This window comes from Streptomyces sp. NBC_00104, from assembly GCF_045160825.1.
Classification (GTDB): Bacteria; Actinomycetota; Actinomycetes; order Streptomycetales; family Streptomycetaceae; genus Streptomyces.
On sequence record NZ_CP108215.1, the window covers coordinates 4,957,062 to 4,968,744 of the forward strand.

Genomic DNA, 11,683 nt, shown 5'->3' on the forward strand with positions numbered 1-11,683 from the left:
CGACCGCTCTCGACGGGCGGGCCACCGGATCTCCCCCTCCGGCGGCCCGCCCGTCCTGCTCTCCCCCCCTCCGGCAGCCCGCCCGTCCTGCTCTCCCCCTCCGGCAGCCCGCCCGTCTCGTGCTCGACGCGGGATACTGAGCTCATGCGGTTGCGAGGCCGGGTCCGTGTCAGGGTTCGTGTCAGGGTCTGTGTCGCCGCCGGGCTGGTATCGGTGCTGGTGGCCCTGGCCGGCTGTGCCGCAGGGGACGACGGGAGCACCGCCCCCACGGCACGACCGACCGCGAGCAGGTCCTCGGCGACGAGCCCCGATCCACTCGGCACGCAGGCGTCCCCCACCCCGACGCCGACGCCGACGCCGGTGAACCCGGTCTCGATCCCGGGCCTGATCGCCCGCCGGCACGAGGGCTCCGACCTCCGCCTCGGCGCGGTACTGGCCCGGACCGCCGCGTACACCCGCTACGCGGTGACGTACGAGGCCGACGGCCTGACCATCTCGGGGATCATGAACATCCCCGAGGGCGAGGGCCCCTTCCCGGCGCTGGTGCTGGCGCACGGGTACATCGACCCGGCCGTCTACACCACCGGGCGCGGGCTGGCCCGGGAGCAGGATCTGCTGGCCCGCAACGGCTACGTCGTCCTGCACACCGACTACCGCGACCACGCGGGCTCCGACGACGACCCCGACAACGACGTGAACCTCCGCCTCGGCTACACCGAGGACGTCATCGGCGCGGCCAAGGCCCTGCGCGCCTCCGGCCGCCCGGAGATCGACGGCGACCGGATCGGTCTGCTCGGCAGGTCGATGGGGGGCGGTGTCGTCTACAACACGCTGGTGGTGGCCCCGGGCCTGTTCGACGCGGCCGTGGCGTTCGCCCCGGTGAGCTCCCGCCCCGCCGAGAACATCGACCACTTCCAGCGCCCCGAGGGCGACCCGGTCGTCGCGGAGATCGAGGCCGCGCACGGCACCCCCGCCTCGAACCCGACCTTCTGGCGCGAAGCGTCACCCCTCACCTACGTCGACCGCGTCACCGAGCCCCTCCTCATCCACCACGGCACAGCCGACGACACCTGCCCGCTCGCCTGGTCGGAACGCGCCGCCGCCGAGTTCGAGGCCGCCGGCAAGGACGTACGGCTGATCAAGTACCCCGGTGAGGGCCACACCTTCGGTCCCCAGTGGCCCACCTCCATGCGCCGCACCATGGCCTTCTTCGACGCACACCTCCGCTGACCCCCACCACGCGTCGCCCGTGCCTCAGCCGTGCGTCGTCGGCTCGGAGCCGGAGGACTCCCGGGGGCGGCGGGGCAGGCGGGGGGAGGTGGAGTGGAGGGGCGGGGGTGTGATCCAGGAGGCCGCGGTCGACGCGGCGGCCAGGAGGATGCTGATGTGTTCCGCGAAGTCGGGCCCCGGCAGGGGGAGTTCGAAGTCGGGGTTGTCGACGTAGCCGAGGGCCACGGCTCCGGGGACGTAGTGCATGACCGCGTCGACGAGTTCGGTTCGGCGGGGTGGGGTGGTGCGGTCGAGGTGGGTGAGGGCCCGGAGGACGGTGGGGAAACTGGCGTCGTAGGTGGTGGGGACACCGGGGTCGGGGACGGCCATCAGGGGTTCGGGGGCCGGGCGGGTGGCGATCTTCGTCTGCTCGCGCCACCACGCCGCCGCCGCCGTGTCGCCCAGGATCAGATGGTGCAGGTAGAGGCAGTACGAGGCGAGGTCGTCGCCGGCACCGGCCGCGTACTGCCACCAGGAGCGGGCACTGTCCTCGGCGTCGGCGAGCTGGAGGATGCAGCCGAGGACGCGGGCGCCCGGCGGTTCCGGCAGATGCTCGGTGACGAAGCCCTGGAGGGAGTCGGAGGTGGTGTGGGCCAGGACCGCCTCGCACAGGGTGCGCAGATCGCGGGCCGCCATCGTGCTCGTACGGTCGTGTCGTCCGGCGAGCGGGAGCAAGGAGTCCCGGCAGCGGGCGCCGGGGACCACGTCCAGCGGTACGTGCGGCTCTTCGCGGAGCAGGGCACGGGCCAGGAGGTCGTCCATCGGAGTCGTCGGGGTTATCGGGGTGGGGATCATTCCGGGGTCTCTCCCAGGTCGTTCTGGGGTCGGAGAGCTGCGCTCAGCGTCTTGCGGGCGTAGCGGTCGGCCGTGTGCACCGAGGCGATCGGGACGCCCAGGACATCGGCCACGGCCGCGTGGTCCATGCCCCGCAGGTACGTGAGGACCATGACGTCCAGCTGGTGGGCGGGCAGCCTGCTGATGGCCTTGAAGAGGGACATCGACTCCTCGATCTGCGCGAACCGCGCCGCGGGGGTCGACACCAGGCTCAGGGCGACCGTGTCGAACGCGGTGCGGGCGAGCTCGGGGCAGCCGTCCGTGTGGCAGGCCCGGGCCATCACGCTCCCGCGCAGCACCGACCACGCGAACGGCACCACGTCGGAACTGGCCAGCGCCTCGGCCCAGCGGAACCACAGCACGTCGAACGTCTCCGTGACCACCTCGCGCGCCTCCGCCTCGCCCACGAAGAGCCGGGCGTAGGCGAGATAGGCGGCGCGGTTGAGCTGGGTGAACGCCTGGTGCTCCAGCGGGGGCACCGCCGATCCGGTCGACAGGGCCGCCCCGCGCTGCGGGTTCTGGCTCTGCGGGTTCTGGCTCTGCGGGTTCTGACGGCTCTGGATGCAGCCGTCTATCCAGTCCGGCTTCTTCCGCGCCTCCAGCGCGGCGGCCATCCACAGCCGCCGCATCGGCCACGTCGGTACGTCGAGGACGTCCAGCAGGCCGTAGGTGATCTCCCAGCGCGGGTAACGGCCCGTGCCGCGCAGCAGTTCGGAGATCTTCGACTTCGCCCAGCCCGACCGGTCGCTCAGCTCGCCGATCGTCAGGCCGCTGGCCAGGAACCGGATCCGCAGGGGCTCCAGCCAGGCCCGGTGGGCCCTGCCCACGCCCTCCGCTATCGGCCCCAGCTTCCGGCCCGGCCGGCCCGTCGGCGCGCCGCCGCCGGGCCGCCTCGACAGGGACGGCGGGGTCACCCGACGCACTCCTCGTCACCCGGTACGCGCGGCCGCTCGCCGTCGCCCGCCACACGCAGCCGCTCGCCGTCGCCCGCCACACGTACTCGTTCGTCGTTCGCCACGGGCACCCGTGTCGTGCCCGTCATCGACGTCACGACCTGTTCCGCGCTCAGTACGAGCGCCGGGACCGCGGCGGCGGCCGCGGCCGTCTCACCGACGGCGACGAGCACCACGCTCCACCCGAGGACCGTCAACAGCACGATGACGGATAAGACTTGCCTTCTGGACATCGGTACCTTCCGAGACACATACGTACGTCCGAGAGGCCCCCCTCTGCGGTGCCGACGCGTCGTCGAGGAGCCGGACGTCAGCATGCTGGGCCCGCTCACCCTCGCGCCATGACATCCGTGAATCGCGGAACAATGCGGCCGCCCCGCGACAGCGCGCACGGTACCGCCTCCTAGCGCGCAACAACCGCAAAACATCAGGCAGTACAGGCTTTCGGGGCGAAGTTCCCGGTACTCCGGGAGTCCCTTCCGGCGGCACGTCGCATCATGGGCACGCGGGCGCTCCGAGCGCCGGAACCTTCCCGTCCGGGAAGCCGTGCCCCTCGTGCCGATCGAGAAGGGGCACACCGCTCCCGCCTGCCCGACCCGGGCGGCGGGAGCGGCCCTCCGACTGGCCTCCACGCCCCCGCACCCCCGCCGCCAGGCGCTTACAAGGCGCACTCCGCCCATACGGTCTTGCCCCCGGGCCGACGGGGCACCGACCCCCAGCGCACGGCCAGGACATCCACCAGGAGCAGCCCTCGACCGGACTCACCCTCGGCGTACGACGAGGGCGGGGCGGTGGGCGGCCGCTTCGCGGAGGCGGCGTCCGCGACCTCGACACGAACCAGGCCCGCAGGGACGTCGAGAGCGAGCCGGAGGCCGAAGTCGCGTCCGGGGACGCGGCCGTGCCGTACGGCGTTCGCCGCGAGTTCGCCGACGACGAGGGCGACCGTGCACGACACGTCCGACGCCGGCGGGTAGCCCCAGTCCGCCATACGCCGGACGGCGAAGTGTCGGGCGAGCTGCGCACCTTGCGGTGAGGAGACGAACTGCTCGGCGATCGAGGGGAGTTCAGAGGACTCGTCTCCCACGGCGGTCGTTCCTGTCAGCACGGCTGGTCCGTCCTTGTCTGTCGAGCTGAGACATCCCGTGACGTACACGATTCGTCACGTTCCGTGCTCAAGAGTCGTCCGATCGCCCTACGCTCGACAGGTGACACAGCCTTACTTTTCAGCCCGTAAGGAACGGAAGTGACGCTTTGGCCAACGGAATTGACCCGCGTACGTCGATGGCGGCGCTGTTCGGCGCACGGGTACGCAGACTCCGCACGGCGGCCGGACTGACCCAGGCCGAACTCGGCGACAGAACGCACGTGGTGAGCACGCGGATCACGCAGATCGAGCGGGCGTCCGGAGCGAAGCCGACGCTGGAGCTGGCGCGTGCGCTGGACGCGGTCCTCGGCGCGGACGACTTGCTGGTGGATCTCTGGCCGTACGTGTACCGGGAGGCGTTTCCGGACTGGTCGCGCAAGTTCATGGAGTACTCGGAGCGGGCGGTGGCCATCCGGCAGTACGCGGCTCATGTGGTGCCGGGTCTGTTACAGACGGAGGACTATGCGCGGGCCGTTCTCAGCCTGGACGCTCTGCTGGACGGCGAAGAGCAGTTGGAGGAGCGTGTCACTGCCCGTCTGGGACGGCAGGAACGGCTGAGTTCGCCCCACCGGCCGGAGCTGTGCGTGATCCTGGACGAGGCGGTCCTGCGGCGTCCGATCGGCGGCCATGCCGTGATGCGGAAGCAGTTGGCGCGACTGCTTGACGCTGCAGCGGAGCGTCACATCACCGTGCAGGTACTACCGTTCGACCAAGGCGGGCACGAGGCGATGGGCGGCTCGCTGACAGTCCTGACCCTGCCGGACGGCTCAGAGGCGACCTACACAGAGGGTTCGGACTACGGCCAACTCATCGAGGAACCAGCCAACGTCAGTCGCTACAAGGTGATTTACGATCGGCTGCGGGCGGCAGCCCTGCCCCCGCTCATGTCACTCGACATGATCCGGTCCACGATGGAGGGCAACTACCGTGGCTCGAATCTCCCGTCCCGATCTGAACGGCGCCGCCTGGCACAAGAGCAGCTACAGCAATCAGGCCGGGGGCGACTGCGTGGAGGTGGCCGACCAGTTCCAAGGAGCCGTCGTCCCCGTCCGTGACAGCAAAGCCCCGCACGGTCCGACGCTGTGCTTCGACACCGCCACCTGGACCGCCTTCATAGGCGAGTTGAAGGCCGGGCACCACAGCCTTTGAGGCCGTCCGCCGCCACTCAGCGTGATCCGGTCCACGATGGAGGGCAACTACCGTGGCTCGAATCTCCCGTCCCGATCTGAACGGCGCCGCCTGGCACAAGAGCAGCTACAGCAATCAGGCCGGGGGCGACTGCGTGGAGGTGGCCGACCGGTTCCGAGGCGCCGTCGTCCCCGTCCGTGACAGCAAGATCCCGCACGGTCCGGCGCTCTGCTTCGAAACCGCCACCTGGACCGCCTTCATAGGCGAGTTGAAGGCCGGGCACCACCGTCCCTGAGGTGGCCGGGATCCGGCCGCCGTCCGTCTTCCGGGCTCACCGGGCCCTTGTCCACGAGGGTCCGGCGGGCCGCTGACCTCCCCAAAGAACCGGGGGAAAGAACTACCCGCCCACCCACCCTCCCCGGCCGCGAAGCCCACGTCACCCGTCCGAGTGACCGGCTTGCAGGCGCGGGATACGGGCGGTTACGTTCGCCGCGACAACCGCAAACAGATACGGCCCCCGGTCGGGACTGCAATCCCGAACGAGGGCCTGACCAACCAGGAAGTAGTAGCTTCCCGATGGCTGACCCGCAGTCTAACGCGCCCCTGCGCGCCGACGCCGGAGCTCCGACCTCCGGCGTGATCCACGTACGCACCCGCCTCACGGCCGACTTCACCGTGATCTCCAACGCCCTCGCCCAGCGGCGCGGCAGCGCGGTCACGGTCGGCGTGGCCGTCTACATCCTCTCCCTGCCCACCGGCACTCCCGTGACCATCGCCGCCCTGTGCGAGCACTTCACCGAGGGCGAGATCCTGATCTCGCGGGCGCTCAGGGAACTCGAAGCGGCCGGATACCTGGAACGCCGCCGCGAGCGAACGCCCACCGGGCAGGTCCGTACCCGGACGTACTTCTACGACGTCCCCGGCGGCGGTCCGGACCTGGATCCGGACCCGGACGGGCCTCCGGAGCCGCCCAAGCCCCGCCGACCCCGTAAGCAGCCCGCCGCCGCGGCGGTCACGCCCGCTTCCGCGGCCGTGGAGGAAACCGTGGCCGCGCCCGTACATGCCGAGGCGGAGACACCGAACCCGCTCGCCGACGCCGACCCGCAGGCCATCGCCGTACTCGCGGCCCTGCGCCGGGTCGACCCCCGCCTCGTCCTGTCCGTGCGGGAAGCCGCCCGCCTCGCCCCGGCCGTCACCCGGTGGCTCGCGGCAGGCCTCCTGCCCACACAGATCACGGACCACCTCACCGCAAGACTTCCGGCCGACCTCCTGGTCCGCCCGGCCGGCATCCTCGCCTACCGGCTCAAGGAGACACCCCTGCCCGCACCGGCCAGAAGCATGGAGCGCGCGGAACCCGTAGTACGTCCGGCGGTCGGGCGCATGCGGAACTGCGACGGTTGCGACCGGGGGTTCCGCTCGGCCGGAGAGAGCCGTTGCCGGGACTGCCGGTCCCATGACCAGCTTCGGGCGGCTGGCTGAGCCAGTGCCTCATTCGCCCTTGACCAGCTTGGACACGAGGATGACACTGGTTGTACGACATTTGTCATACACAAGGGGAAGGGAGGTAGGAATGGTTCCGAAGTCCGAAAAGAAGAGCCGGGCCTCCGGTGCCACAACCAGGAGGCGCACACCGGCCGCGGCCTCGACCTCACAGGCGCGCCAACAACAGGGCGCCAGCAGTGCGACGAGCGTGGCCCAGGTGCGGCTGCGCCCGGATGAGCTGGCGGATCTGCAACAGGTGATGCAGACCCTCAAGCTGCACTCGCTCTCCGACGCCTTGCGCGAAGGGCTTCGACTGCTCTCTCGCGAGGCGACCGAGGTTGCCGCCTCGCAGGAGATCCGCGACTTCTATCAGGGCGCCCAGGCTCCGACTCCCTCTGGCGTTCTGCCCGCGACGGCGGACGAACTGGCGGCAGCGGACGAGACCGAATGGTGAACATCGGCTCCGCTCTGAGGGGCGAGGTGTGGGGTTGCGCCCTGCCCGGCCCCGTCGGCCCGCATCCGGTGGTCGTACTCACGGTGAACCGAATTGCCGAACCGCTGTCGGCGCTGACGGTCGCCGTGATCACCGGAACGAGTGGCCCCACCTCCACCCACGTTCCGATCGGTCGTGACTGCGGGGTGGCCAAGTACGACGAGTCGTACGTGAACTGCACCGACCTGCACACCGTGGACAAACCAAGGCTTCGGCGGCGTCTCGGCCTGCTGGACCCGAGCGAGATGCGGCGTGTGGAAGAGTGCGTTCGCATCATCCTTGGGCTGGTGTAGCCGCGTAACTGTACCCATGGCGCATCACTCCAGCTACGAACAGGCCATCAAGACGCACACGCAGGTGACGTGAGCCCTGTCCTCTCATCTCGCCCCGCCACCCACAGCACCAGCGTCACCGACACCGACACCCCCGCCATCACCGACATCGCCGTACCCGGCGAGGTCAGTTGGGCCACCCCGCCCGCCAGGCCCGCGCTCACCCCCTGCAACGTGAGCATGCCCGCCGAGTGCAACCCCAGGGCGTGGCCGGTGAGTTCGGGTGGGGTCAGGGCGAGCAGTCGCTGCTGCTGGACCAGGCTCGCGCCGAAGCCGACGGAGGCGAGGGCCGCGCAGGCCGCCGCGACGGGGGTCGGCGGGTGGAGGGCGAACACCAGGTACGGGGTGGCCAGGAGCAGGAGCAGGAGCAGAGGGGTGGCGAGGCGGTCCCGTACGCGGGGTGGGAGGAGGCGGCCGACCGTCACGTCGCCTGTCAGCATGCCGAGCGCCGCGCAGGCGAAGAGCAGGCCCGCGCGGTCGGGGGCGTACGCGACGAACAGGGACTCGCAGCCGACGACGAGGCCGTTGGGGATCCACAGGCCGAGGTAGAGGCGGCGACGCCGGGCCGACGACCACAGGCGGGCGTTCGTGCGCCGGGTCTCGGCGACGGACGGGCGGCCGGAGGCGCGCGCGGCGCGGCGGGTCAGGCCCAGGGCGGTGCAGAGGGCCGCCGCCGCGTAGAGGGACGCCGACACCAGCAGCGTGACCGCCGGGGACAGGAGCGCCACCAGGGCGCCGCCGGTCGCGTAGCCGGCGATCTGCGTGAGCCCGTGCAGCATGTTGAACACCGAGCGGCCGAGCAGATAGCCGTCCTTCGGGAGGATCTCGTTCAGCAGGCCCCAGCGGACTCCGCCGCCGAGGGACGCGACCAGGCCCTGGGCCGCGATCACCGCGAACACCGCCCACAGCGGCAACCCGGACAGCGCCAACACCCCCGTACCCGCCGCGAAGACCACGGCCAGGCCCGTCATCGTCGCCCTCGGCGGCAGCCGGTCCGCCGCCGAGAGGAGGGTCGTCGCGCCGATCACCTGGGCGAGCGAGGGGCCGAACATGCTGAGGGCGGACAGGAGCGGGGAGCCCGTCGCCTCGTAGACGGAGGTGCCGAGGGCCAGGCCGCCGATCGTGGAGGCCGCCACCTGGAGGGAGGAGGACAGGAAGAGAGGGGTGAACTCCCTTGTGCGGAAGAGGTCTTGATAGCTGCGCATGGGAAATGACCCTCGGGCCCGTCGCCCGCCCGCCGTAATGTTTCGCGCACACGCGAAAGCTCCGCCGAAGCCGGGGCGGGCTCGCAGCGAACCCGGAGGTGTCCCCGTGGGCTGGTGGCAGGTCAACGCCGACACCCTCGCCGGGAGCCGGTTCGTCGTCTCGCCGCTCGCCGAGACGTTCGCGAGCCTGAAGATGCTGCACGCGGGGACCGGCACGCACCCCGGGGAGCGGGCCTGGCTGACGGCCCATCTGCCCGCGTACCGGGCCGAGTTGGCCCGGAACCCCGTCACCGCGCTGCTGATCCGCTCAGGCCTGGGCAGGGAGTGGATCGCCGACTTCCTGACGCCCACGCCGCGCGAGGACGAGACCTTCGCCGTCGAGGTCGCCCGCGTCCGGGGCGCCGACCCCGTCGCCGCCCGCGCCCACCTCGCCCTCTCCCTGCGCGGCCCCCTGCCCGCCGCCCTGCGCCGGGACGACCTGCCCGACCGCGCGGCCGACCTCCTGACGTACGTGTGGGAGGAGACCGTACGGCCGTACTGGGAGCGGCGCCGGCGCGTGCTGGAGGCCGATGTGCTCGCCCGGACCGCGCGGTTGGGGCAGGGCGGCTGGGCGGCCGTGCTGGACGCGATGCGGCCGGGGATGCGGTGGCTCGGCGAGAACCGGCTCCAGGTCAATCCGCACGAGTACCCGCCGCGCGAGATCTCCGGGGCGCGGCTGGTCTTCGTGCCGATCACGCCCCAGCGCACGGGGTGGGTGGCGTGGGAGGAACGGGAGCGCTACGCCGTCGTCTATCCGTGCTCGGGCGTCCTCGCCGACGGAAGCGGCACCGCCGCCGTACCCGCCGCCCTCGGACCGCTCCTCGGCGCGGCCCGCGCCCGCGTCCTCGTCCTCCTCGACTCCCCCATGAGCACGACCCAGCTGTGCGCGGTGACCGGACAGGGGCTCGGCTCCGTGGGCCGCCACCTGAGGGTGCTGCTGGACGCCGGGCTGGTCCGGCGCGGACGGGCCGGCCGGTCGGTCCTGTACGCGCGGACGGCGGAGGGGGAGGTGCTGGTGCGGGCCGCCCCTTCACCCCGTCCGGCGTTCGAGGACGAGGCCCAGGACGAGGACGAGCCCCAGGACGAGGCCGAGGCCCAGGACGAGGCCCAGGCCCAGGACGAAGCCCAGGCCCAGGACGAAGCCCAGGCCGACAAGGGGGGTCTGGGGGCGCAGCCCCCCAGGGATGGGACGGGTAGGGGCGGCGGGGGCGAAAACCCTTCCGGAGATAGCATCCGTTTATGACTACAGACAACACCACCCCCTCTGTCCTGGACGTACAGATCGACGCCCTGAAGGGCGGCTCCGCGGACCTCGCGCAGTACGCCGGGCAGGCCGTCCTCGTCGTGAACGTGGCCTCCAAGTGCGGCCTCACCCCGCAGTACACGGGCCTCGAAGCCCTCCAGGCGCGCTACGCGGCGCAGGGCTTCACCGTGCTCGGCGTGCCGTGCAACCAGTTCCTCGGACAGGAGCCGGGTTCGGCCGACGAGATCGCGGAGTTCTGCTCGGCGACGTACGGCGTGACCTTCCCGATGACCGAGAAGGTCGAGGTCAACGGGGAGGGCCGGCACGCGCTGTACGAGCGGCTGGTGGACCACGCGGACGCCGAGGGGCACACCGGTGACATCCGCTGGAACTTCGAGAAGTTCCTGATCGGCCGCGACGGCTCGGTCGTCGCCCGCTTCTCGCCGCAGACCGAGCCCGAGTCGGCGGAGCTGGTCGCCGCCGTGGAGAAGGCCATCGGCTGACCCTCCCTCCCACCCCTTCGGCCCCTCCGGACCTCCGGACCCCCGGGCCTCCGGGCCTCCGGGCCTCCGGGCCTCCGGGCCGTACGCCGTTGACCTTGCCCCTGGGGCAAGGGGCACCGTCCCTCTCGCCGGGCGGAAGGCGCCCGGCGACGGAGGATGACCCAGTGCACATGGACGATCTGGACGACCTGCTCACCATCGGTGCCTTCGCCGCCCGCGCGCGGCTGTCGGCGAAGGCGCTGCGGCTGTACGACCGGCTGGGGCTGCTCACGCCGGCGTACGTCGACGAGGTGAACGGCTACCGGTACTACCGGGCCGACCAGATCGAACGTGCCCGTCTGGTGGCCCTGCTGCGGCAGCTCGACATGCCTCTCGCGCGGATCGCCGAGATCGTGGACGTCGTCGAGCTGGACGGCGCGCGGGCCGCCGGCCGGCTCGCCGCGTACTGGGCCGGGGCCGAGGAACGGTTCGCGTCCCAGCGGACCCTTGTCGCCTACCTCCGTGGACGGTTGTCGGGAAGGGAGTCCGGGATGGACGAGACGTACGGAACATTCACGGTCGAAACGGTCGACACGGCCCCGCAGGTGCTGCTGACCCAGTCGCGGCACACGCTCGCGGACGAGTTGCCGGCGTGGATCGGGGCGTCGCTGGGGCGGCTGGAGGAGGGGGCGGCGGCCTGCGGCGGGTCCACCGGCGCGCCGTTCGTCGTGTACCACTCCGAGGTGTCCATGGAGAGCGACGGGCCCGCCGAGTCGTGTGTGCCGGTGGCGGACGAGGGCGCCGCCCGGGCGTGGGCGGCCGAGCACGGGCGGGCCTGGGAGACGAAGGTGCGCGTGGAGCCGGCGGGACGGTTCGCGTACACCCGGATCAGCAAGGCCCAGGTGGCCCATCCGCAGATCCTCGCGGCCTTCGAGGCGGTCGAGCGGTGGATCGCCGGGCACGGTCTGGAGGTCACCGGCCCGTGCCGTGAGATCTACTTCGCGGACTGGGACGCGGCGGGCCCCGAGGACCCGGTGTGCGACGTGGCGTTCCCGGTCGCATCCTGACCCTGACACAGC

The 11,683-nt window shown here is 71.7% G+C and carries 14 protein-coding genes and 1 pseudogene; 10 read left to right on the forward strand and 5 right to left on the reverse strand.

Going from position 1 to position 11,683, the window contains the following annotated elements; genetic code table 11:
• Positions 1-144 precede the first annotated feature (144 nt).
• The gene (locus OG272_RS21740) at positions 145-1,230 is read left to right on the forward strand and encodes an alpha/beta hydrolase family protein (protein WP_405894547.1); all 1,086 of its coding nucleotides are present in this window, start codon (positions 145-147) and stop codon (positions 1,228-1,230) included.
• Positions 1,231-1,254: 24 nt separating this feature from the next.
• On the opposite strand, the gene OG272_RS21745 is transcribed toward OG272_RS21740, so the two are convergent.
• From OG272_RS21745 to OG272_RS21760, 4 genes are all read right to left on the reverse strand, one after another.
• Positions 1,255-2,064 (reverse strand): hypothetical protein, encoded by an 810-nt coding sequence (locus OG272_RS21745; RefSeq protein WP_327729213.1) that lies wholly within the window; start codon positions 2,062-2,064, stop codon positions 1,255-1,257.
• A complete protein-coding gene (locus OG272_RS21750) occupies positions 2,061-3,017 on the reverse strand; it encodes a sigma factor-like helix-turn-helix DNA-binding protein (protein WP_405894548.1) in 957 nt (318 codons plus the stop codon). Before OG272_RS21750 ends, OG272_RS21745 begins: the two co-directional genes overlap by 4 nt.
• Positions 3,014-3,289 (reverse strand): hypothetical protein, encoded by a 276-nt coding sequence (locus OG272_RS21755; protein WP_327729211.1) that lies wholly within the window; start codon positions 3,287-3,289, stop codon positions 3,014-3,016. The genes OG272_RS21750 and OG272_RS21755 overlap by 4 nt, the downstream gene beginning before the upstream one ends.
• Before the next feature lie 425 nt (positions 3,290-3,714).
• Complete coding sequence (locus OG272_RS21760; protein WP_405894549.1) at positions 3,715-4,161, reverse strand: ATP-binding protein; 447 nt, start codon at positions 4,159-4,161, stop codon at positions 3,715-3,717.
• A gap of 176 nt (positions 4,162-4,337) precedes the next feature.
• Here OG272_RS21760 and OG272_RS21765 point away from each other — a divergent pair, with 176 nt between their 5' ends.
• From OG272_RS21765 to OG272_RS21790, 6 genes are all read left to right on the forward strand, one after another.
• A complete protein-coding gene (locus OG272_RS21765; RefSeq protein ID WP_405894551.1) occupies positions 4,338-5,255 on the forward strand; it encodes a Scr1 family TA system antitoxin-like transcriptional regulator in 918 nt (305 codons plus the stop codon).
• Positions 5,215-5,349: a DUF397 domain-containing protein gene (locus OG272_RS21770; protein ID WP_405894553.1), complete on the forward strand. Its 135-nt coding sequence runs from the start codon at positions 5,215-5,217 to the stop codon at positions 5,347-5,349. Before OG272_RS21765 ends, OG272_RS21770 begins: the two co-directional genes overlap by 41 nt.
• A gap of 52 nt (positions 5,350-5,401) precedes the next feature.
• The gene (locus OG272_RS21775; RefSeq protein ID WP_327729208.1) at positions 5,402-5,623 is read left to right on the forward strand and encodes a DUF397 domain-containing protein; all 222 of its coding nucleotides are present in this window, start codon (positions 5,402-5,404) and stop codon (positions 5,621-5,623) included.
• Positions 5,624-5,904: 281 nt separating this feature from the next.
• Positions 5,905-6,807: a hypothetical protein gene (locus OG272_RS21780; protein ID WP_405894555.1), complete on the forward strand. Its 903-nt coding sequence runs from the start codon at positions 5,905-5,907 to the stop codon at positions 6,805-6,807.
• Between the two features lie 91 nt (positions 6,808-6,898).
• The gene (locus tag OG272_RS21785) at positions 6,899-7,264 is read left to right on the forward strand and encodes a hypothetical protein (RefSeq protein ID WP_327729206.1); all 366 of its coding nucleotides are present in this window, start codon (positions 6,899-6,901) and stop codon (positions 7,262-7,264) included.
• A complete protein-coding gene (locus tag OG272_RS21790; RefSeq protein WP_327729205.1) occupies positions 7,258-7,596 on the forward strand; it encodes a type II toxin-antitoxin system PemK/MazF family toxin in 339 nt (112 codons plus the stop codon). The genes OG272_RS21785 and OG272_RS21790 overlap by 7 nt, the downstream gene beginning before the upstream one ends.
• Positions 7,597-7,643: 47 nt before the next feature.
• On the opposite strand, the gene OG272_RS21795 is transcribed toward OG272_RS21790, so the two are convergent.
• Positions 7,644-8,840 (reverse strand): MFS transporter, encoded by a 1,197-nt coding sequence (locus OG272_RS21795; RefSeq protein WP_328223338.1) that lies wholly within the window; start codon positions 8,838-8,840, stop codon positions 7,644-7,646.
• A gap of 106 nt (positions 8,841-8,946) precedes the next feature.
• Between OG272_RS21795 and OG272_RS21800 the strand changes: the two are divergent.
• The 3 genes and pseudogenes from OG272_RS21800 to OG272_RS21810 form a co-directional block, all read left to right on the forward strand.
• A pseudogene (locus OG272_RS21800) lies at positions 8,947-9,912 on the forward strand (helix-turn-helix domain-containing protein); the annotation flags it as partial.
• Positions 9,913-10,118: 206 nt separating this feature from the next.
• Positions 10,119-10,625 carry a glutathione peroxidase gene (locus tag OG272_RS21805; RefSeq protein WP_327729202.1) on the forward strand — a complete coding sequence of 169 codons (507 nt, stop codon included), beginning with the start codon at positions 10,119-10,121 and terminating at the stop codon, positions 10,623-10,625.
• Between the two features lie 170 nt (positions 10,626-10,795).
• Positions 10,796-11,671: a MerR family transcriptional regulator gene (locus OG272_RS21810; protein WP_328223339.1), complete on the forward strand. Its 876-nt coding sequence runs from the start codon at positions 10,796-10,798 to the stop codon at positions 11,669-11,671.
• Positions 11,672-11,683: the final 12 nt, after the last annotated feature.